Source organism: Novosphingobium sp. TK46 (genome assembly GCF_055361525.1).
Genome location: NZ_CM143963.1, coordinates 1,804,634 through 1,824,804, shown reverse-complemented (window position 1 = coordinate 1,824,804; position 20,171 = coordinate 1,804,634). Strand labels below are relative to the sequence as shown.

General features: G+C 64.9%; 18 protein-coding genes. 10 read left to right on the top strand and 8 right to left on the bottom strand.

The window, feature by feature from the left end:
• Positions 1 to 268: 268 nt before the first annotated feature.
• The 3 genes from gltB (at position 269) to ACXJ1Z_RS08760 (ending at position 6,837) form a co-directional block, all read left to right on the top strand.
• Positions 269 to 4,906 (top strand): glutamate synthase large subunit, encoded by a 4,638-nt coding sequence (gene gltB, locus ACXJ1Z_RS08770; protein WP_463781044.1) that lies wholly within the window; start codon positions 269 to 271, stop codon positions 4,904 to 4,906.
• Positions 4,907 to 5,007: 101 nt separating this feature from the next.
• On the top strand, positions 5,008 to 6,441 hold the full coding sequence (locus tag ACXJ1Z_RS08765) for a glutamate synthase subunit beta (protein ID WP_463781043.1): 1,434 nt from the start codon (positions 5,008 to 5,010) through the stop codon (positions 6,439 to 6,441).
• Between the two features lie 87 nt (positions 6,442 to 6,528).
• On the top strand, positions 6,529 to 6,837 hold the full coding sequence (locus tag ACXJ1Z_RS08760; RefSeq protein WP_463781042.1) for a putative quinol monooxygenase: 309 nt from the start codon (positions 6,529 to 6,531) through the stop codon (positions 6,835 to 6,837).
• 56 nt (positions 6,838 to 6,893) lie between these two features.
• Here the strand turns inward: ACXJ1Z_RS08760 and ACXJ1Z_RS08755 are convergent, their stop codons facing one another.
• Positions 6,894 to 7,601: a uracil-DNA glycosylase gene (locus ACXJ1Z_RS08755; protein ID WP_463781041.1), complete on the bottom strand. Its 708-nt coding sequence runs from the start codon at positions 7,599 to 7,601 to the stop codon at positions 6,894 to 6,896.
• 53 nt (positions 7,602 to 7,654) lie between these two features.
• Here ACXJ1Z_RS08755 and ACXJ1Z_RS08750 point away from each other — a divergent pair, with 53 nt between their 5' ends.
• The 3 genes from ACXJ1Z_RS08750 to ACXJ1Z_RS08740 are packed head-to-tail and all read left to right on the top strand — an operon-like array spanning position 7,655 to position 9,448.
• Positions 7,655 to 8,278 (top strand): ribonuclease D, encoded by a 624-nt coding sequence (locus ACXJ1Z_RS08750; RefSeq protein ID WP_463781040.1) that lies wholly within the window; start codon positions 7,655 to 7,657, stop codon positions 8,276 to 8,278.
• Positions 8,279 to 8,285: 7 nt separating this feature from the next.
• Entirely contained in the window at positions 8,286 to 8,933 is a 648-nt protein-coding gene (locus ACXJ1Z_RS08745; protein WP_463781039.1) for an LPS export ABC transporter periplasmic protein LptC, read from the top strand.
• Positions 8,930 to 9,448: an LptA/OstA family protein gene (locus tag ACXJ1Z_RS08740; protein WP_463781038.1), complete on the top strand. Its 519-nt coding sequence runs from the start codon at positions 8,930 to 8,932 to the stop codon at positions 9,446 to 9,448. The genes ACXJ1Z_RS08745 and ACXJ1Z_RS08740 overlap by 4 nt, the downstream gene beginning before the upstream one ends.
• 123 nt (positions 9,449 to 9,571) lie before the next feature.
• Here ACXJ1Z_RS08740 and ACXJ1Z_RS08735 read toward each other — a convergent pair whose 3' ends face one another.
• The 5 genes from ACXJ1Z_RS08735 to ACXJ1Z_RS08715 form a co-directional block, all read right to left on the bottom strand.
• Entirely contained in the window at positions 9,572 to 10,972 is a 1,401-nt protein-coding gene (locus tag ACXJ1Z_RS08735; RefSeq protein ID WP_463781037.1) for a sugar transferase, read from the bottom strand.
• A gap of 135 nt (positions 10,973 to 11,107) precedes the next feature.
• Positions 11,108 to 12,160 carry a DNA polymerase III subunit delta gene (gene holA, locus ACXJ1Z_RS08730; RefSeq protein ID WP_463781036.1) on the bottom strand — a complete coding sequence of 351 codons (1,053 nt, stop codon included), beginning with the start codon at positions 12,158 to 12,160 and terminating at the stop codon, positions 11,108 to 11,110.
• Positions 12,157 to 12,660, bottom strand: a complete 504-nt coding sequence (lptE, locus tag ACXJ1Z_RS08725) for an LPS assembly lipoprotein LptE (protein ID WP_463781035.1) — start codon at positions 12,658 to 12,660, stop codon at positions 12,157 to 12,159. Before lptE ends, holA begins: the two co-directional genes overlap by 4 nt.
• The gene (leuS, locus tag ACXJ1Z_RS08720) at positions 12,657 to 15,179 is read right to left on the bottom strand and encodes a leucine--tRNA ligase (protein ID WP_463781034.1); all 2,523 of its coding nucleotides are present in this window, start codon (positions 15,177 to 15,179) and stop codon (positions 12,657 to 12,659) included. Before leuS ends, lptE begins: the two co-directional genes overlap by 4 nt.
• 149 nt (positions 15,180 to 15,328) lie before the next feature.
• Positions 15,329 to 15,811, bottom strand: coding sequence for a DUF3576 domain-containing protein (locus tag ACXJ1Z_RS08715; protein WP_463781033.1), 483 nt, complete (start codon positions 15,809 to 15,811; stop codon positions 15,329 to 15,331).
• A gap of 260 nt (positions 15,812 to 16,071) precedes the next feature.
• On the opposite strand from ACXJ1Z_RS08715, the gene ACXJ1Z_RS08710 reads away from it, so the two are divergent.
• From ACXJ1Z_RS08710 to ACXJ1Z_RS08695, 4 genes are all read left to right on the top strand, one after another.
• Entirely contained in the window at positions 16,072 to 16,812 is a 741-nt protein-coding gene (locus ACXJ1Z_RS08710) for a hypothetical protein (RefSeq protein WP_463781032.1), read from the top strand.
• Positions 16,813 to 16,947: 135 nt separating this feature from the next.
• Positions 16,948 to 17,670 carry an acetoacetyl-CoA reductase gene (gene phbB, locus ACXJ1Z_RS08705; protein WP_463781031.1) on the top strand — a complete coding sequence of 241 codons (723 nt, stop codon included), beginning with the start codon at positions 16,948 to 16,950 and terminating at the stop codon, positions 17,668 to 17,670.
• A 96-nt stretch (positions 17,671 to 17,766) separates the two neighbouring features.
• The gene (locus ACXJ1Z_RS08700; protein WP_463781030.1) at positions 17,767 to 17,991 is read left to right on the top strand and encodes a ribbon-helix-helix domain-containing protein; all 225 of its coding nucleotides are present in this window, start codon (positions 17,767 to 17,769) and stop codon (positions 17,989 to 17,991) included.
• Entirely contained in the window at positions 17,988 to 18,404 is a 417-nt protein-coding gene (locus ACXJ1Z_RS08695) for a GNAT family acetyltransferase (RefSeq protein ID WP_463781029.1), read from the top strand. Before ACXJ1Z_RS08700 ends, ACXJ1Z_RS08695 begins: the two co-directional genes overlap by 4 nt.
• A gap of 64 nt (positions 18,405 to 18,468) precedes the next feature.
• Here ACXJ1Z_RS08695 and ACXJ1Z_RS08690 read toward each other — a convergent pair whose 3' ends face one another.
• Positions 18,469 to 18,708, bottom strand: a complete 240-nt coding sequence (locus tag ACXJ1Z_RS08690) for a hypothetical protein (RefSeq protein ID WP_463781028.1) — start codon at positions 18,706 to 18,708, stop codon at positions 18,469 to 18,471.
• Between the two features lie 67 nt (positions 18,709 to 18,775).
• Positions 18,776 to 20,059 carry a UDP-N-acetylglucosamine 1-carboxyvinyltransferase gene (gene murA / locus ACXJ1Z_RS08685; RefSeq protein WP_463781027.1) on the bottom strand — a complete coding sequence of 428 codons (1,284 nt, stop codon included), beginning with the start codon at positions 20,057 to 20,059 and terminating at the stop codon, positions 18,776 to 18,778.
• Positions 20,060 to 20,171 lie beyond the last annotated feature (112 nt).

The window sequence follows — 20,171 nt, the reverse complement described above, 5'->3', positions numbered from 1 at the left end:
TCCGCTTTGAGGCTGGTTCGGCACTACCCTAGGGGGTGATCCGGCAAGAAACGTGTTCAATCTGGCGCATCTTCGATCCGGATCGTGCCGCGACAGGGGCTTCGCGGTTGCAAATAATGCCTGCAATCGTCATGGGGGATGCTCGGGATGAATTGCCGCGTGTCGCGACCTCGCGATTCGTGAATACCACGGACGACCTTGCAAAGATCGTGCGGGGTGGGCCTGCGACAAGACATACCCGTGCAAATGACAGGACGGGTATTTATCGATGGCATTTCCGAAGCCCCAGGGCCTCTACGACGCGCGCAACGAGCATGATTCCTGCGGTGTGGGCTTCGTCGCCCATATTAAAGGCATCAAATCGCATGCGATCGTATCGTCGGCGCTGGAGATTCTGAAAAACCTCGACCACCGCGGCGCGGTTGGTGCCGATCCCCTGCTGGGCGATGGTGCCGGCATCCTGATCCAGACACCCGACGCGCTGTTCCGCAAGTGGGCGGACGCCGAAGGTCTTACGTTGCCCGCGCTCGGCGACTATGGCGTGGCGATGTGCTTCATGCCACAGGACGAGGCCAGCCGCGACCTGATCACCCAGACCTTCGAGAAGTTCATCAAGAAGGAAGGCCAGAGCCTGATCGGCTGGCGCGACGTTCCCACCACGATGGACGGCCTGGGCAAGGCGGTGATCGCCTCGATGCCGGTGATCCGCCAGTGCTTCGTCGCGCGCGGGCTCAACTGCGCCGACCAGGACGCGTTCGAGCGCAAGCTACTGGTGATCCGCAAGCAGACGCAGAACCCGCTGGCGCAGATGGCCGAAAAGCATGGGCTTCCAGGCATCGCCGAGCTGTACATGCCCAGCTTCTCGACCCGCACGATCGTCTACAAGGGCTTGCTGCTAGCGACCCAGGTCGGCTCGTTCTACGACGACTTGCGCAATCCCGATTGCGTCTCGGCGCTCGGCCTCGTCCACCAGCGTTTCAGCACCAACACTTTCCCCAGCTGGAAGCTCGCGCACCCGTACCGCTTCATGGCCCACAACGGTGAGATCAACACCGTGCGCGGCAACGTGAACTGGATGAACGCGCGCCGCCGCACGCTGGAATCGGACCTGCTCGGCGCCGATCTCGACAAGATGTGGCCGCTGATCCCGCACGGCCAGTCGGACACCGCCTGCCTCGACAACGCCTTCGAGCTGCTGCTGGCGGGCGGATACAGCCTCAGCCACGCGATGATGATGCTGATCCCCGAGGCCTGGGCCGGCAACCCGCTGATGACGCCCGAGCGCCGCGCGTTCTACGAATATCACGCCGCGTTGATGGAGCCGTGGGACGGCCCCGCCGCCGTCGCGTTCACCGATGGCCGCCAGATCGGCGCCACGCTCGACCGCAACGGCCTCAGGCCCGCCCGCTTCCTCGTCACCGACGACGATCTGTGCGTCATGGCGTCCGAGAGCGGCGTGCTGCCGATCAAGGAAGACAACATCGTGCGCAAGTGGCGCCTCCAGCCGGGGCGCATGCTGCTGATCGACTTCGAGCAGGGCCGCATCATCGAGGACGAGGAGCTGAAGAACCAGCTCGCCGCCGAAGAGCCGTACCAGCACTGGCTCGACCAGGCGCAGTACAAGCTCGAGGACCTCGACGTCATCGATCCCGAGCTGACCGAGTTGCCGCAGCCCACCGGCACCCTGCTCGATCGCCAGCAGGCGTTCGGCTACACTCAGGAAGACGTCAGTCGCTTCCTCGAGCCGATGGCGGTCAACGCCGACGATCCGATCGGGTCGATGGGCACCGACACGCCGATAGCCGTGCTCAGCCGCAAGTCGCGGTTGGTCTACGACTACTTCAAGCAGAACTTCGCGCAGGTCACCAATCCTCCGATCGACCCGATCCGCGAGGAACTGGTGATGAGCCTGGTGTCGATGATCGGCCCGCGCCCCAACCTGCTCGGCCATGTCGCCGGAACGCACAAGCGCCTGGAAGTCAGTCAGCCGATCCTGACCGACGCCGATCTCGCCAAGATCCGCTCGGTCGAGGCCGCGCTCGACGGCGCCTTCCGCACCGCGACGATCGACATGACCTGGGACGCCGAAGCGGGCGCCGAGGGCCTTGAGCTGGCAATCAAGGAGATGTGCTGGACCGCGACCGAAGCGGTGCTGGCGGACAAGAACATCCTGATCCTGTCCGACCGCGAGCAGGGCCCGGACCGTATTCCGATGCCGGCGCTGCTGGCGACCGCCGCCGTCCACCACCACCTCGTCCGCCAGGGCCTGCGCATGCAGACTGGCCTGGTGGTCGAGACCGGCGAAGCGCGCGAAGTGCACCACTTCTGCGCGCTCGCGGGCTATGGCGCCGAGGCGATCAACCCGTACCTCGCCTTCGAGACGATCGAGGCGATGCGGGTGCGCAAGGAGCTGCCGATCGAGGCCAGACAGGCGCAGAAGAACTACGTCTACGCCATCGGCAAGGGCATCCGTAAGGTCATGTCCAAGATGGGCATCTCGACCTATCAGTCGTACTGCGGCGCGCAGATCTTCGACGCGGTCGGCCTGTCGAGTGCGTTCATCGACAAGTACTTCACCGGCACCGCCACCACCATCGAAGGCGCCGGCTTGGTCGAGATCGCGGAAGAAACCGTGGCGCGCCATGCCGCGGCCTACGGCGACAACCCGGTCTACAGGAACATGCTCGACGTCGGCGGCATCTACGGCGTGCGCGTCCGCGGCGAGGAACACGCCTGGACGTCCGAGAACATCGGCAACCTGCAGCACGCGGTGCGTGGCAATGTGCCAGAGAAGTACGCTGCTTTCGCCGCGTCGATCAACGACCAGTCGGAGCGGATGCTGACCATCCGTGGCCTGATGGAGTTCGTGCCCGGCACGTCGGTGCCGATCGAGGAGGTCGAGCCGGCCACCGAGATCGTCAAGCGCTTCGTCACCGGCGCGATGAGCTTCGGCTCGATCAGCCGCGAGGCGCACACCACCCTGGCGCTGGCGATGAACCGGATCGGCGGCAAGTCGAACACCGGCGAAGGCGGCGAGGAAGTCGACCGCTTCACGCCGCTGCCCAACGGCGATTCGATGCGCTCGGCGATCAAGCAGGTGGCATCGGGCCGCTTCGGCGTCACCACTGAATACCTGGTCAATGCCGACGACATCCAGATCAAGATGGCCCAGGGCGCCAAGCCCGGCGAAGGCGGCCAGTTGCCGGGCGACAAGGTCGACAAGATCATCGGCAAGGTGCGTCACTCGACGCCGGGCGTGGGCCTGATCAGCCCGCCGCCGCACCACGACATCTACTCGATCGAGGATATCGCGCAGCTCATCCACGATCTCAAGAACGTGAATCCTGGCGCGCGCATCTCGGTCAAGCTGGTGTCCGAAGTGGGCGTGGGCACGGTGGCCGCGGGCGTCTCCAAGGCGCGCGCCGATCACATCACCATCGCCGGCTACGAAGGTGGCACCGGCGCTTCGCCGCTGACTTCGCTGACGCATGCGGGTTCGCCGTGGGAGATCGGCCTGGCCGAAACCCAGCAGACGCTGCTGCTCAACAACCTGCGCAGCCGCGTGGTGGTGCAGGCCGACGGCGGCATTCGCACCGGACGTGACGTCGCGATCGCGGCGCTTCTGGGCGCCGACGAGTTCGGCTTCGCCACCGCCCCGCTGATCGCGGCGGGCTGCATCATGATGCGCAAGTGCCACCTCAACACCTGCCCGGTCGGCGTCGCCACGCAGGACCCGGTGCTGCGCGCGCGCTTCACCGGCCAGCCCGAGCACGTCGTGAACTACTTCTTCTTCGTCGCCGAGGAACTGCGCGCGATCATGGCCGAGCTGGGCTTCCGCACGATCGCGGAGATGACCGGCCGCGTCGACCGACTCGACACCCGCAAGGTGATCTCGAACTGGAAGGCCAAGGGCGTGGATCTGGCCAAGATCCTCTACAACCCCGGCAAGGGCGACAGCCCGACGCTGAACTGGTCCGAACACCAGGATCACGGGCTGGAGCACGCGCTCGACAACGAGCTGATCGCCGCTGCCTACGACTCGCTGGAAAACCGCCAGCCGGTGCGGATCGAGAAGACCGTGATCAACGTCAACCGCACCGTGGGCGCCATGCTTTCGGGTCGAGTGGCGAAGAAGCACGGCCATGCCGGCCTGCCCGACAACACCATCAACGTGAAGCTCACCGGCGTCGCCGGCCAGAGCTTCGCCGCCTGGCTCGCGCACGGCGTCACGCTCGACCTGACGGGTGACGCCAACGACTATGTCGGCAAGGGCCTCTCGGGCGGCCGTGTGATCGTGCGCCAGCCCGGCCACGTAAATCGCGAGCCGACGCAGAACATCATCGTTGGCAACACCGTGCTTTACGGCGCGATCGCGGGCGAGGCGTTCTTCAACGGCGTCGCCGGCGAGCGTTTCGCGGTGCGCAACTCGGGCGCGGTCACCGTGGTCGAAGGTTGCGGCGACCATGGCTGCGAGTACATGACAGGCGGCGTCGTCGCGGTGCTGGGCAAGACCGGCCGCAACTTCGCGGCGGGCATGTCGGGCGGCATCGCCTACGTCTACGACGAGGACGGCGTGTTCGACCAGTTGGCCAACAAAGCGATGGTCGACCTGCTTCCGCTCTCTGCTGAACGTGACGAGGATGAGGGCGCCGGTCGTCCGCAACAGCGCACCAACGGCGTCAACGACAGTGGCATGGGCGATCCGCTCCGCCATGATGCGGACCGCCTGCGGGTGCTGCTCGAACGCCACCACCTGCACACCGGCTCGAAGCGCGCGCGTGCCTTGCTCGACGACTGGAGCAACACCCTGGGCAAGTTCGTGAAGGTGATGCCGCGCGACTACGCCAAGGCGCTCAAGTCGCTGGAGGCCGAGCGGTTGGAAGCGGCATCGGTCGCCGCCGAATAATACGCAATGTCGGGCTCCGCTCGCCGGAGCCCGCTTTTTCGGGCATAAGCCTGGACACGGACTGTCGGTGAGGGCCGACCGTCGCGCGGAGTATCAAGAAGATGGGCAAGGAAACCGGGTTCCTCGAACTCGATCGTCATGATCGCGGCTATGAAGCCCCCGAAGCGCGGCTGAAGAACTACAAGGAGTTCATCGTCCCGCTGCCCGAGGCCGACCTGAAGGCCCAGGCCTCGCGCTGCATGAACTGCGGCGTGCCGCATTGCCACACCGGCTGCCCGGTCAACAACATCATCCCGGACTGGAACCATCTGGTCTACGAGAACGACTGGCGCAACGCGCTGGACGTCCTGCACTCGACCAACAACTTCCCCGAGTTCACCGGCCGCATCTGCCCCGCACCGTGCGAGGCGGCCTGCACGCTGAACATCGCCGACCAGCCGGTCACCATCAAGTCGATCGAATGCGCGATCGTCGACAAGGGCTGGCAGAACGGCTGGATCACGCCGCAAGTGCCCGCCAAGCGCACCGGCAAGACGGTCGCGGTGGTGGGTTCGGGCCCAGCTGGCCTCGCCGTCGCGCAGCAGCTCGCGCGCGCCGGCCACTCGGTCACCGTATTCGAGAAGAACGACCGTTTGGGCGGGCTGATGCGCTACGGCATCCCCGACTTCAAGATGGAGAAGCACCTCATCAACCGCCGCGCGGTGCAGATGGAAGCGGAGGGCGTCACCTTCAAGACGAGCATGGAAGTGGGCGTCACCGTCTCGGTCGCGGCACTGAAGGAGAACTTCGACGCGATCGTATTCGCCGGTGGCGCCGAGGATCCGCGCAAGCTCGACATACCCGGCGCGGAACTGCCCAGCGTGCGCCTGGCGATGGAATTCCTCACCCAGCAGAACAAGCGCAACGCCGGTGACGATGAACTGCGCGCCGCCCCGCGCGGATCGCTGACCGCGACCGGCAAGCACGTCATCGTCATCGGCGGCGGCGACACCGGATCGGACTGCGTCGGCACCTCGAACCGCCAAGGCGCCGCCTCGGTCACCCAGATAGAGATCATGCCCAAGCCGCCCCAGATGGAAGACAAGGCGATGAGCTGGCCGTTCTGGCCGCTCAAGCTGCGCACTTCGTCGAGCCATGAGGAAGGCGCCGCTCGCGACTGGGCGGTGCTGACCAAGCGCGTCGTCGGTGACAACGACATCAAGGGGCTGGAGTGCGTCCGCGTCGAGTGGAAGGACGGCAAGATGCAGGAGGTGGAGGGCAGCACCTTCACCTTGCAGGCCGACCTGATCCTGCTGGCGATGGGCTTCGTCGGCCCACGCAAGGCCGGCATGCTCGATCAGGCGGCCGTCGAGCTCGACCCGCGCGGCAACGTCAAGGCCAACGTCTTCGAGTACAAGACCAGCGATGACAAGATCTGGGCCTGCGGCGACATGCGCCGTGGCCAGAGCCTGGTCGTGTGGGCGATCCGCGAGGGTCGTCAGTGCGCCCGCGCGGTGGACGAAGCCCTGATGGGCGTTTCCAACCTGCCGCGCTGAGGCGATGGAACGTGAACGGGCGCGGTCCCTGCTTGACCGCCCCGTGCGTGTGCGCTGTCCTCGCCGCGACGCCTAGGAGGGCCGAAGATGCTGCTGGAAATTGCCGAGATCGAAGTGAAGCCGGGGCAAGAGGACACATTTGCGGCCGCCATGCGCGGTGGCGGCATCGCCCACCTCGCGGCCTGCAAGGGCGTCATCGAAGCACGCCTGGGACGCGGGGTCGAAAAGCCCGGTACGTTCCTGTTCCACGTCGTGTGGACCTCCATCGAAGAACACATCGCGGCACGCGACCTCGACAGCTTCAAGCAATTTAGAGCAGCCATGGGTGACCTGACCCAGGGCGGATCGATGAACCACTATGTCCTCGACGCGGCAGTAAGCGGACCATCCGTTTGAACCTGACGCTCTAACGGAACCAGTGGTGCTCCCAGACGTCCAGCATGGCTGACCGGTCATGCGGTCCAGTCGATCATCTCGCGGCCGTTCGCTTCGAGAAAGACGTTCGCCTGGCTGAAGTGACGGCTGCCGAAGAAGCCAGTTCGAGCGGAGAGCGGACTTGGATGTGGTGCGCACAGCACCAGATGGCAACTACCGGCGAGCTCCGGCAACCGCTCGGCCTTGCGTTGGGCGTGCGCGCCCCACAGCATGAAAACGGTCGCTTCGCGCTTTGCGGCGACGGCTGCAATCACGGCGTCGGTCACCGCCTCCCAACCCAGTTTCGCATGCGAGCCGGCGCGGCCCTCCTCGACCGACAGCGACGTGTTGAGCAAGAGCACCCCTTGCCGTGCCCACGATTCAAGATTCCCCCCCGGGCTCGGCGCCACGCCGCAATCGCTCGCGATCTCCTTGTGGATGTTGCGCAGGGACGGCGGCACTTTGATTCCATCGGGTACCGAAAATGCCAGACCATGCGCCTGACCTGCGCCGTGATAGGGATCCTGCCCGAGGATCACGACTTTCACCGCATCGAGCGGCGTCAGCGCGAGGGCGCGAAACCGGCTCGCCTGCGGCGGATAGACGCGCTTTCCCGCTGCCTCCTCGGCAACGAGATAGGCCAACAGCTTGCGCGTTTCGGCGCTTTCGAGGACCGGCGCGAGCGCTGCCCGCCAGTCTGGCGGCACCAGCGTTGCGAGTACCGGGTCAGAATCGTTCAGGCTCATGCGGCTGGCGCCCATTGCGAAGTTCGGGTGCAATGCCTAAGCATCCAAGCCATATGACTGTCCATCTCCACGAAGAAGATTTGCCCGAGGGCGTGCTCGCTCCGGGCACGGTTGCCATCGACACCGAAACGATGGGGCTTATCACTCCGCGTGACCGGCTTTGCGTCGTCCAGATCAGCGATGGTGGGGGTGACGAGCACTTGGTCCGGTTCAAGGTCGGCAGCGACTATGCCGCGCCGAACCTGCGCGCAGTGCTGGCCGACCCGCAAAGGCTCAAGCTCTATCATTTCGCTCGTTTCGACCTTGCGGCGATCGAGCATTACCTTGGCGTCACCGCCGCTCCGGTATTCTGCACGAAGATCGCCAGCAAGCTGACCCGCACGTACACCGACCGCCATGGTTTGAAGGATATCGTGCGCGAACTGTTGGGCAAGGAGATCTCGAAGCAGCAGCAGTCCAGCGACTGGGGGGCCGCCGACCTTTCCGATCCGCAGCGCGAGTACGCGGCATCCGACGTGCGCTATCTTCATGCCATGCATGAGATCTTCGTGACCCGCCTCGCCCGCGAAGGCCGCACCGAACTTGCGCAGGCGTGCTTCGACTTTCTCCCCCATCGCGCGCGCCTCGATCTCGCCGGATGGCCCGAACACGACATCTTCAGTCACGAAGCCGCCTGACCCGTAGATGACCACCCAAGCCATCCGCATGCGCGATCGCCGCCGCCATTTCGCGGCGCCGGGTGGTTCGCACGATCGCACGATCACGTTGCTGGGCAAGGTGCTGCCGATGGGCATCGGCCTGTTGGTCGCGGTGATGATCCTCTTACCGCTATCACCGCGCGGAGAGATCAGCTTTCTGCTCGATCGCAACAAGGTAGCCGTCACCAACGAACGGGTGCAGGTCGCGGGCGCGGCCTATCGCGGCATGGATGACAACGATCGTCCCTTCGTGGTGACCGCGGATAGCGGCGTTCAGGAAAGCGCGGCGGTGCCGGTGATCCATCTCGACGAGCTGGTCGCCAGGTTGGCGATGAACGATGGCCCAGCCCAGATACGCGCGCCATCGGGCGACTATGACTATCGTACCGAAAAGATCGCCGTGAATGGCCCGGTGTTCTTCAACGCGGCGGACGGTTATCGGATGGAGACGCGCAATGTCGCGATCGACGTCAAGTCCAAGAACGCGGTGGGTGCCGGCGGCGTGACCGGATCGGTGCCGACCGGCACCTTCAAGGCCGACCGCATCGTCGCCAATCTTGAGGACCGTACCGTCAAACTCGAAGGTAACGCCCGGCTGCGGATGACGCCCGGCAAGCTGAGGATACCAAAATGACGCCGATTCGCCTTCGTAGCGCGGTCCTCGCCGGCGTTTCCCTTACAATCGGCGTGGGCTCGCTTGGCCTCTTTGGTGTGTCGCATGTCCATGCGCAGTCATTCTCGGCCCATAACACCAATGCGCCGGTCGATTATGCCGCCGATCGGATCGAATTGCAGGACCGCCAGAATCGTGTCGTGCTGTCGGGCAACGTCGACGTCAAGCAGGCCGAGCTACGGCTGAGGGCGGCGCGTACGGTGGTGGACTTTACCAATGGCGGATCGATGCAGATCCAGCGCATCACCGCCACCGGCGGAGTCACGGTCACCCGCAACGACGAGATCGCGACCGGCGACGTTGGCATCTATGATTTCAACAAGCGCGTGATCACGATGGTCGGCAATGCCTCGCTCAAGCGCGGTGGCGGCGATACGCTTTATGGCAATCGCTTTGTAGTCGATCTGAACAGCGGCGTGTCCTCTGCCGAGGGTCGCGTCACGGGCACCTTCAGCGTTCCCAAGAAGCAGAACTGACGCTCTCTGTCAGGCGCCCCTGATGGGCGGCGCCAGCTGCGGCAGCTTCGAAGTGCACCCTGTGCGATGGCCACAGGGGCATTCTTCTTCATACATGCGCACTCTTGAGGCGGATCCAGCGGATCAGAATGCCTTGTCGTGTACGAGGACGCGCAGGGTCAAGAAGATGATCTTCATGTCGCGCAGGATCGTCCAGCCCTCGAGATATTCGAGATCGGACTGCAGGCGCGAAACCAGATCGGATTCCTTTTCGGTCGCCCCACGGAAGCCGCGCACCTGTGCCAACCCGCTCAGGCCCGGCTTGAGGCTGTGGCGCTGCCAGTAGCGCATGTCGACTTCCCAGAACAGCTTGGAGCCCGCCTGCGAGCCGATCGCATGCGGGCGCGGTCCGACCAGGCTCATGTCGCCCAGCAGCACGTTGAACAGCTGCGGCAACTCGTCGATGCTGGTCGAGCGGATGAACTTACCGACGCGTGTGACGCGCTGGTCACCCTTCGAGGCCGAGACGTTGCCGTCCTTGTCGCTCAGCGCAACGGTCATGCTGCGGAATTTGTACATGTTGAAGAACCGGTTGCCGCGCCCCATCCGTCGCTGAACGAAGAAAATCGGTCCACGATCCTGCAGTTTGATGGCCAGCGCGACCACGATCAGCAAGGGCGACAGCGCGAAGATCGCAAGGCCGGCCGCGCCCGCATCGAGCGCGCGCTTGATGATACGGTCGCGCAAGCCGAGCGGTCCTGCCGACACCAGCAACAATCCGTGGCCATTGTGGACACGGGCACCTTGCGCGCCCAGTCGCGCGACTTCGTCGTCGAGAACTTCGCCGTCGACGTTGGCACCCTTGAGCATCATCGCCCACTCAACCCGGCGAGCGGCGGGGCAACTCACGATCACACGGTCGATGTTGCGCAGGACCAGCCCGATACGGTCGAGTGCGTGCGGATCGTTGAGATTGGGACGCAGACCCATCGCGTTGGCCGAGATACGGATCGCACCGGGGATGTCCACGCGCGGGCCGCCATCATCGATGACCAGCTGATTGTATGGATTTGCGCCGCAACGCCGAAAGGTGAAGCTGCGAAGCTGCAAGCGCACCAGCGGAATCAAGATGAGCGTGCACACCATGCCGCCGCTGAAGCTCAAGCGTGAGAAGTCAGCGGAAGCCTTGGCGAAGAACGCGACGAATACCACCGCCGCCACCGACAGCAACAGCGCCCCTTGGGCGCGAAAGATGCCCACCCAGCTGTCGAGCAGCGCCGCGACCGAGTACGATCCATTGTACAGCGCGATCGTCAGGAAGATCGGCAGGACCATCTCGACGTGGAGGAATGCCTGCGACAAGGCCCATGAACCAAGGAACAGGTAGCTCGAGATGCTGAAGCCGAAGACCATGGCCAAGACGTCGCCGACCATGATCGCCAGATAACATTGCAGCCGGCGCCGCTCGAGCGACGGCGCGACAAGCAGCGCCTCCCCTTCCGGCAGCGCGGTACCGGGGTGCCGTATCGCAAATGGCGCATTCATACGCTTGCGACTCCCTGTGCTCACATCGTCTGGTGCAATCATCATCTGCTCTCATCAGAGGTGCGGAATCCGATGCTGCAATGCAGCACGTATAGTTCCATAAGTGGTATAGCGCAATGCTAGTTGAACGGGAGCTTAGTTACGCGGCTGCGTACGTGCCGAATCGACACGTGCCAGACGCGTGATCGTCGCAAGTTCTTGCGCCAAAAAGAGATCGCTGTCGGCGCTGTTCGTCAACATCGACTGATGGAGCAGCATGAGTCGCTGCCCCAGACGCTCCAGCCTGGCGCCACGCCAGTTGCGCAACTGTTCGGCCATGACCGCCTTGTCACGCCAGAATATGCGACGCGCGTTGGCTTCTGCATCGATGAAGCGCGCCAGACTTTCGTTCGGCCCCATGCGCGATGCCAGGCCTGCCAGTTGCGCCGCACGCCGCTCAAGCGCGAGCAACAAGCCTACCGGCGAAATCTGCATCGCGCGCATCCGCGCCAGTTCGGGCGCGAGGCGATCGCGGCGACCGCCGAGCACAGCATCCACGATCGGCGCGAAGTCGTCGTCGGACGTCTGCGCCGCGATCGCATCGAGATCCTGTGCACTGACCGTACGCGGGCTTTCGGGTGACGCATCGCAATACAGCGCGAGTTTCTCGATCTCGGATCGCGCGATCCGTGTGTCCAGTCCGGCGCTCCTGGCGATTCGTTCTGCCAGTTCACTGGTGATTCGCAAACCCGCGACTCCGGCCTGTGTGCGCACGCTGCCAGTCACCGAAGCAAGATCGGGCGCATGGAACATCGCCACCAGGGCATCGTCGCGCGTGGCGAGCAGCTTGGCTGTGCGTGACTTGTCGGAGGCGCCGGTGGCGACGACCAGCACCGGACAGGCTGCAACGTCGCTGGCGATCAGATTGGCGACGGCATCGTGCGCCTCGTCACCTGCCGCGCGGACCCAGATGTGGCGGGCACCGCCGAACAGAGAGCTCGAGCGCGCTTCGTCACCCAGGCGCACCGGATCCTTGCGCAATTCCGCTCCGGTGAACTCGATCCGTTCACCCGGATCCTTGAGCAGCGAGACGATCCGCGCCGCAGCATCGGCGGCGCCGGCCTCGTCGGGTCCGCACAGGAAAAACACGCGCGCCGTCGCCGCCGCCCGCGTGGCCTGGCCGGCGAAATCCTTTTGCGTCGCCTTCACTTCGCGGCGGCCGTGCCCTTGCGAAGCTGCACCGCCAGATTGGTGACGATACGATCGGCGACATCCCTGGCGAGATTTTCCAGAGCGGTCTGCTCGGCTGCAATCGTCGCATAGTCGGACGAGACGACGTCGATCCCGGCATCGGATCCCGCGGTCGCATCCACCAGGACTGCACCACTGCCCAAATCCACCAACTGGTAACGCGCGCGTAAGGACCGACGCTCGCGGCCCACGGTATCGTCGCGCAGCAAGCCGAACGATTCGAGCTTGTCGTCAAGTCGTACATCAAGCCGATACCGCGGAGTCGTGTTACCGCTGGCCGAAAGCTTGTCGTTCAGCGCATTGCGGACCAGCCATCCCGCGCGGCCATCGATGGTGGCGACTTCGATGCCCGAGAGCCCGCGCGCGACCGTGCCACTGCCACCGCCCGCATACATCGGCTGCAGTCCGCACCCCGCCAGCGGCAAGGCACACAGCAGAAGGGCGCCGAAACGCTTCATGCGACGAGATTGACCAGACGATCGGGCACCACGATGACTTTCCTTACTGCGGCACCATCGAGTGCACGCTGCACCTTGTCGCTGGCGAGCGCAAGCGCCTCCAGTTCTTCCTTTGAAGTGCCCTTCGCGACAGTGATCGTGTCGCGCAGCTTGCCCTTCACCTGGATGGCGACGGTCACTTCGTCCTCGACCAGCAGCGCCGGATCGACCGGCGGCCAGGCGGCGAGCGAGACGAGATCGTTTCCGATCACCGACCAGGCTTCTTCGGCCAAGTGCGGCATCATCGGCGCGACCAGAAGCAACAGCGTACGGATCGCGGCGGAGCGGCTGGCGGATGGCTGCGCCTTTTCGACCGCGCTGGTCAATTCGTAGATCCGCGCGACGGCCTTGTTGAACGACAGCGCCTCGATGTCCTCGGCCACCAGCGCCACCGTCTGATCGCGCTTGCGGTCTACGCCCTTGTCCTCGCCGGCGGCTTGCGCATCGTACTGATTGAACAGACGCCAGAGCCGCTGGACGAAGCGCGCGCAGCCCTCGATCCCGGCTTCGGACCAGGGCAGGTCACGCTCGGGCGGACTGTCGGAGAGCATGAACCAGCGGATCGCGTCGGCGCCATAGGTCGCAACGATCGCATCGGGGTCGACGACGTTCTTCTTCGACTTCGACATCTTGATGACGCGGCCGATCTCGACCGGCGCGCCGTCGGCAATCAGCTTGGCCGACTCAGACCCGCGCTCGATCTCGGCGGGTGGGAAATAGACCGGCTGGCCGTTGGCATCGTCGATGCGGAAGTACGTCTCGTGTGTCACCATGCCCTGCGTGAACAGGCTGGCGAACGGCTCCTTCACGTCGATCATGCCGATCCGGGCGAGCGCGCGGGTCCAGAAGCGGGCGTAGAGCAAGTGCAGGATCGCGTGCTCGATACCGCCGATGTACTGCTCGACCGGCAACCATCGGGCGATCGCCTTGCGGTCGAACGGCTTGTCGCCCGGCTGGCTGGCGAAGCGCAGGAAGTACCACGACGAATCGACGAAGGTGTCGAGCGTGTCGGTCTCGCGCACCGCCGGCTTCCCGCAGTCGGGGCAGTCGACGTGCTTCCAGGTGGGATGGCGCACCAGCGGGTTGCCTGGCGTCTGAAAGTCGACGTCCTCGGGCAGCACCACCGGCAGCTGGTCCTTGGGGACCGGAACGACGCCGCAAGCCTCGCAGTGGATGAACGGGATCGGCGTGCCCCAGTAACGCTGGCGCGACACGCCCCAGTCGCGCAGGCGCCACACGGTCTTGCCCTGACCCCAGCCCTCGCTCTCGGCGCGGGCGATGACCTGAGCCTTGGCATCGGCGATGCTCTGACCGTTCAGGAAGTCCGAGTTGACCAGCACGCCGTCACCAGCCTCAGCCTCGCCCTTGAACGGGGCATCGGCTTCGGCCGGATCGGCTGCGACCACGCGCACGATCGGCAACCCGTACTTGGTCGAGAACTCGAAGTCGCGCTGGTCATGGCCGGGAACGCCCATGACCGCGCCGGTGCCGTAGTCCATCAGCACGAAGTTCGCGATCCACACCGGCAGGTCCTCGCCGGTGAAGGGATGCGCGACCTTGAGGCTGGTGTCGAAGCCCAGCTTCTCGGCCGTCTCCAGCTCGGCGGCGGTGGTGCCGCCCTGCTTGCACAGCTCGATGAACGCCTGCGCCTCGGGCGATTTGGCGGCGATCGCCTGCGCCACCGGATGCTCGGCAGCGACCGCGACGAAGCTGGCACCGAAGATCGTATCGGGGCGAGTCGAGTAGACCTCGATCTCGTCGGCGAAGTTGACCGGCTTGAACCTGAACTGCAGCCCGCGCGACTTGCCGATCCAGTTCTCCTGCATCAGCTTGACCTTGTCGGGCCAGTTCTCGAGGCTCTGCACGCCTTCGAGCAGCTCCTCGGCGAAGTCGGTGATCTTAAGGAACCACTGGCTCAGCTTGCGCTTCTCGACCAGCGCGCCCGAGCGCCAGCCGCGCCCGTCGATCACTTGCTCGTTGGCGAGCACGGTCTGGTCGACCGGATCCCAGTTGACCGAGCTTTCCTTGCGATAGACCAGCCCCGCCGCATAGAGGTCGAGGAACAGCGCCTGCTCGTGGCCGTAATAGTCAGGCTCGCAGGTCGCCAGTTCGCGGCTCCAGTCGAGCGCGAAGCCCAGGCGCTTCAGCTGCGCCTTCATGTTGGCAATGTTCTCACGAGTCCAGCCGCCGGGGTGGACGCCCTTCTCCATCGCCGCGTTTTCCGCAGGCATGCCGAACGCGTCCCAGCCCATCGGGTGAAGCACTTCGTGCCCGGTCATCCGCTTGTAGCGGGCCAGGACGTCGCCCATCGTATAGTTGCGCACGTGGCCGATGTGGATGCGCCCCGACGGATAGGGGAACATCTCCAGCACGTAGCTGCGTGGGCGTTCGCTGGCATCGTCGGCCGTGAAGCACGCGCGCTCGTCCCAGACACGCTGCCAGCGCGTGTCGGCAATGGCGGGGTCGAACCGCTCGGTCATCTTCGTAAAATCTCCAGCGGGCATCGGCGCCACTTACACAGCTTCGTCATTCCCGCGAAAGCAGGAATCCATCTCCGGGGGTTCGGCGTTACGCAACGTCAGGAGACGCCCCCGCCGCGGCGGGGGTGACGAAGGTAGAGACCCGGCTGTCAGCCGACCGAATTGCGCCGCAAGTCGCGCGCGCGCGTCAGGATGATGTCCTCAAGCTTCTGCACCGTCGCGGCCTGAACCGGCGCGGCGATCCAGCCGCCACCTTGCTGCACTTCGCGGCTGGCGGCGACGCGCAAGGCATCGGCGCGCAAGTCGGCATCGAGGATCGTCACCGACACCTTGACGCGCTCGCCCGGGTTCTTGGGGTTGGAGTACCAGTCGGTAACGATCACGCCGCCGTTGCTGTCGGTCTGCAGCAGCGGCATGAACGACAGCGAATCGAGGCTGGCGCGCCACAGATAGCTGTTCACCCCGATCGTGGTCACCTGTGTCGGCGCGATCTCCTTGCGCACTTCCTTCTTGCCGCCACACGCGCCCAGCGCGAGCACCATCGCAAGCCCCAGCCCAGCCCGCATCATTCCGGCACGCTTCAGGCCGGTGCGCGTGATACCATTGCGCGACGTATCGGTGCAGACTGTCATCGTCGTTCCCAGTTCCTGTTTCTTCGGCGCACAATCCCGCCCGTTTGCGGCAATGCGCCCAAGGCACCGCCTCTATCGCCGCCACGCCTGCGCGGCAAGTGCAGGCGACGAGCACCGACCAAAGCCCGCAAGGCATTCGCAGGGCGATCTGTTTCGCATCATCAGCGTGTGTTAAGACGCGGATTGATGATATTTAAGCTTTCCATGGGCATCCATACCGGCTGGCGCCCGCAGGTACGAGGTTTTCGAAGGTTTCACGCATGACCGAACTGGCTGATCGCAAGAGCGCCACGACCGGCAGCCTGCTCATCGCCGGTGCGGTGAGCCTACTCGCGCTGCCCAGCGCCGTGCTCGGCTTCACTGCCGATTTCACCGTGAACGAGACGTTGGCGCCCGAGGCCGAGGCATCGCCGGCACCGCAGCAGGGTGCCGCATTCTCGCGTGCGCTGGCGATCCGCTCGCTAGCCAAGGGCAAGCTGTTTCCGTTCACACCGGCCGGTATCTCGGCCGAAGCGGAGCGATCGGTGACCGTCGCGGTGCGTGTCGATCCGGCATCGGCCCGCGCGATCACGGTGCGCGGGAACCTGGCGCAGCAGGATGCCGATCTCGCCCACTTGCGGATCGCGCCGACCGGCTTCAGCCTTGGCGTATCGCGAGGATACAAGAACTTCGCAGATACGATCACACCGCCCCCCACGCGCCCGGCGGCCGTCGATCTGCCGGACCTGCGCAAGTTCAGCCTGGCCCCCTCGGGCAAACCCGACGATTCGCGATTTTCTTCGCGGATCAGCGTGGACGACAAGGCATCACCTGGCCGCACGTCTCGTACCTTCGCGAGCGATGGCAGCGATGTCGATCTGGGCGGCGCCTACCGGGTGGCCAAGAATCTCAACGTTACTGCCGGGGTCCGCTATTCCCAGGATCGGGAACGCCTGACGCCGCTGACCGATGGCAAGCAGGACAGCCAGGCGGTCTACGTCGGCACGCAATTCAGCTTCTGACGCGAGGCGTTGCCGTCGCAGGTGCACTTTGCCCACCCCAATGTACCGCCCGACAGGACATGGTACCCTTGTGCTGCCTGCTATCCTTAACTAGCACTGCGCAAGAGAGAGGCGCGCTAGGACAAGGCAGAATTGATGGCACGTGTAGCAATCGTTACCGGTGGTACCCGGGGAATCGGCGCGGCTATTTCGCAGGCGCTCAAGGATCGCGGGCATACCGTCGTCGCCAATTATGCCGGCAACGAGGAGAAGGCGAAGGCCTTCAGCGAAAGCTCCGGGATCGCCACCTACAAGTGGGACGTGGGCGATCATGAGGCCTGCCTTGCCGGAGTGAAGCAGGTCGAGGCGGAAGTCGGCCCGATCGATATCGTCGTCAACAATGCCGGCATCACGCGCGACGGCACGCTGCACCGGATGACCTTCGACGACTGGAACGAGGTCATGCGGATCAACTTGGGCGGTTGCTTCAACATGGCCAAGGCGACGTTCGGCGGGATGCGCGAGCGTGGCTGGGGCCGGATCATCAACATCGGATCGATCAACGGACAGGCGGGGCAGTACGGCCAGGTGAACTATGCCGCCGCCAAGTCCGGCATCCATGGTTTCACCAAGGCGCTGGCCCAGGAAGGTGCCAAGTTCGGCGTCCTGGTCAACGCGATCGCGCCTGGTTACATCGACACCGACATGGTCGCCGCCGTGCCCGAGCCGGTGCTGGAGAAGATCGTCGCCAAGATCCCGGTCGGTCGCCTCGGCAACGCTTACGAGATCGCGCGCGCAGTCGCGTTTCTCGCCAGCGAGAATGCGGGCTTCGTCACCGGGTCGACGCTGAGCATCAACGGCGGTCAGCACATGTATTGACGGCGGCGGCGGAGTGGCCGGGGCGGACAGCAGGTTCGCCCGATCCGTTCGCGGTCATGGCGTCGCAATTCTCGTCGAACCCGTTATCAGGCTATTATGCCCGTGCCGTTCCACCCTCCGATCAAGCGATCGATCGAGATTGCCGGCCACAAGACCTCCATCAGCCTGGAACCGGTGTTCTGGGACATGCTCAAGGCCCGCGCTGCCCAGCACGAGATGCCGATCAATGCGCTGGTGGCCCGGATCGATGCCGAGAGGCTAGAAGCCGACACCCCGCCGGGCCTGGCCGGCGCGATCCGGGTATGGCTGGTCTCGACATGATCATCCTGCCGTACCAGCCGCGCCATTTCGACGGGATCGATGCGTTGTGGCAGACCTGCTTCCCCGACGATCCGCCGCGCAACCGCGCCGACCGGGCGATCCCGGCCAAACTCGCCTTGGGCGATGATCTGCTGCTGGTGGCAGAATGCGATGCAGGGCACGTAATCGGAAGCGTAATCGCCGGGTATGACGGCCATCGCGGCTGGCTCTACGCCGTCGCCTGCGCCCCTGAACATCGCGGGACCAGTGTCGGCTCGGCACTGGTCGGAGAGGCCTGCCGACGTCTTGCGGACATGGGCTGCGGCAAGGTGAATCTTCAGATACGCAGTGGTAACGAGGCCGTCGCGGCGTTCTACCGCAAGCTCGGCTTTGCGGACGAACCACGGGTTTCGATGGGCCGGGTGCTCGGTTGATCTGTTCGATCACAGGAAAGGCGGCAGGCTCTCACCCACCGCCTTTTTCCTGGTCGCGCCCGCCTCAGTATGTCGAGGGCGGATCGCTGGCAGGGAAGCTCTCGTCGCTGGCTTCATCCACCTTGTTCCAGGTGCGCGGCGCATTCGACATTCCTTCGGTTCCGGCATCGCGGACCTTGGAGAAGTTATCGTTGCCGTCCTTCGACCCACCGGCGAATGCGGCCTGCCCATTGGCGTCACGCGTGGCATATTTGTAGAAAGCGTAGCCGGCCGCACCGGTCAGCGCGAGTCTGATCAAACCCATGATTTAAAAGCTCCTATCCCTTAACGAGCTTGCAACGCGCGAGGATCGGGCGAGTTGCCGGCGAACGTCAGTCGCCGCCGACCCGCTCCACGTTGGCGCCCAGCAGTGAGAGCTTCTCTTCCAGCCGTTCGTAGCCGCGATCGAGATGATAGAGCCGGTGCACTTGCGTCTCCCCCTCTGCGGCCAGACCGGCGATGACCAGACTCATCGACGCGCGCAAATCGGTCGCCATCACTTCGGCGCCGTGCAGCTTGGGGACGCCATGGACGATCGCGGTGCGCCCCGACGTGTCGATGCGCGCGCCCATCCGGGTCAGTTCGGGAACGTGCATGTAGCGGTTCTCGAAGATCGTCTCGGTCAGCACGCTCGACCCCTCGGCCAGGCACAGCAGCGCCATCAACTGCGCCTGCATGTCGGTGGCGAAACCGGGGTACGGCGCGGTCGCGAGCGTCACCGCGCGCAGCTTTCCATCCGCGGCGATGTGCAGCCCCTCGGGCCGTGGCTCGACATGGACGCCGGCGCTGCGCAGGGCCTGCACCGTCGCATCCATCTCCTCGATCCGGGTACCGGCCAGCGTCACCTCGCCACCGGTGATCGCCGCGGCGCAGGCATAGCTGCCCGCCTCGATACGATCGGGCATGACGCGATACGTCGCACCGTGCAGGCGGGGAACCCCGTGGATGGTGACATCGCTGGTGCCGATCCCCTCGATCTGCGCACCCATCGCCACCAGCAGGTTGCACAAGTCGACGATCTCGGGTTCCCGCGCGGCGTTGTGCAACGTCGATTTGCCGCGCGCGGTCGCCGCCGCCATCAGCGCGTTCTCGGTCGCGCCCACCGAGACCACAGGGAACGAGTAACGCCCGCCCGGCAAACCGCCATCGGGGGCGATCGCGCGGACATAGCCCGCCGCCATCTCGATCGTCGCACCCAGCGCTTCCAAGGCTTTCAGATGCAGGTCGATCGGTCGGTTGCCGATGGCGCAACCGCCGGGCAGCGACACGGTCGCTTCGCCCATGCGCGCCAGCAGCGGGCCCAGGACCAGGATCGAGGCACGCATCTTGCGCACGAGATCGTAGGGCGCGACGTTGCTGGTGATCCGCGTGGCGGCCAGCGTCATCACCCGGCCGAAATCCTCGGGCCTCGATCCGGCGATCGTGGTCGACACGCCGAACTGGTTCATCAGGTGCTGGAAGCCATCGATATCGGCTAGGCGTGGCAGGTTGCGCAGCGTCAGCGGCTCGTCGGTCAGCAGCGCACACGGCAGCAGGGTCAATGCGGCGTTCTTGGCGCCCGATACGGGGATGGTGCCCGACAGGCGCTTGCCGCCTTCGATAATGATCTTGTCCATCACCACCCCTTAGCGTCTTTGCATATCGCGGCAAGCGAGCGTGACCGGTGGATGATCGCGCAGGCGCAACGGCTGGGCCTGCGGTACGTTCACGCAATCGCAATCAAGATCC

Excerpts from the sequence above, each read along its gene's own strand:
- gltB (WP_463781044.1), top strand. The coding sequence starts at position 269 with ATGGCATTTCCGAAGCCCCAGGGCCTCTACGACGCGCGCAACGAGCAT.
- ACXJ1Z_RS08765 (WP_463781043.1), top strand. The coding sequence starts at position 5,008 with ATGGGCAAGGAAACCGGGTTCCTCGAACTCGATCGTCATGATCGCGGC.
- ACXJ1Z_RS08760 (WP_463781042.1), top strand. The coding sequence starts at position 6,529 with ATGCTGCTGGAAATTGCCGAGATCGAAGTGAAGCCGGGGCAAGAGGAC.
- ACXJ1Z_RS08755 (WP_463781041.1), bottom strand. The coding sequence starts at position 7,601 with ATGAGCCTGAACGATTCTGACCCGGTACTCGCAACGCTGGTGCCGCCA.
- ACXJ1Z_RS08750 (WP_463781040.1), top strand. The coding sequence starts at position 7,655 with ATGACTGTCCATCTCCACGAAGAAGATTTGCCCGAGGGCGTGCTCGCT.
- ACXJ1Z_RS08745 (WP_463781039.1), top strand. The coding sequence starts at position 8,286 with ATGACCACCCAAGCCATCCGCATGCGCGATCGCCGCCGCCATTTCGCG.
- ACXJ1Z_RS08740 (WP_463781038.1), top strand. The coding sequence starts at position 8,930 with ATGACGCCGATTCGCCTTCGTAGCGCGGTCCTCGCCGGCGTTTCCCTT.
- ACXJ1Z_RS08735 (WP_463781037.1), bottom strand. The coding sequence starts at position 10,972 with ATGAATGCGCCATTTGCGATACGGCACCCCGGTACCGCGCTGCCGGAA.
- lptE (WP_463781035.1), bottom strand. The coding sequence starts at position 12,660 with ATGAAGCGTTTCGGCGCCCTTCTGCTGTGTGCCTTGCCGCTGGCGGGG.
- leuS (WP_463781034.1), bottom strand. The coding sequence starts at position 15,179 with ATGACCGAGCGGTTCGACCCCGCCATTGCCGACACGCGCTGGCAGCGT.
- ACXJ1Z_RS08715 (WP_463781033.1), bottom strand. The coding sequence starts at position 15,811 with ATGACAGTCTGCACCGATACGTCGCGCAATGGTATCACGCGCACCGGC.
- ACXJ1Z_RS08710 (WP_463781032.1), top strand. The coding sequence starts at position 16,072 with ATGACCGAACTGGCTGATCGCAAGAGCGCCACGACCGGCAGCCTGCTC.
- phbB (WP_463781031.1), top strand. The coding sequence starts at position 16,948 with ATGGCACGTGTAGCAATCGTTACCGGTGGTACCCGGGGAATCGGCGCG.
- ACXJ1Z_RS08700 (WP_463781030.1), top strand. The coding sequence starts at position 17,767 with ATGCCCGTGCCGTTCCACCCTCCGATCAAGCGATCGATCGAGATTGCC.
- ACXJ1Z_RS08695 (WP_463781029.1), top strand. The coding sequence starts at position 17,988 with ATGATCATCCTGCCGTACCAGCCGCGCCATTTCGACGGGATCGATGCG.
- ACXJ1Z_RS08690 (WP_463781028.1), bottom strand. The coding sequence starts at position 18,708 with ATGGGTTTGATCAGACTCGCGCTGACCGGTGCGGCCGGCTACGCTTTC.
- murA (WP_463781027.1), bottom strand. The coding sequence starts at position 20,059 with ATGGACAAGATCATTATCGAAGGCGGCAAGCGCCTGTCGGGCACCATC.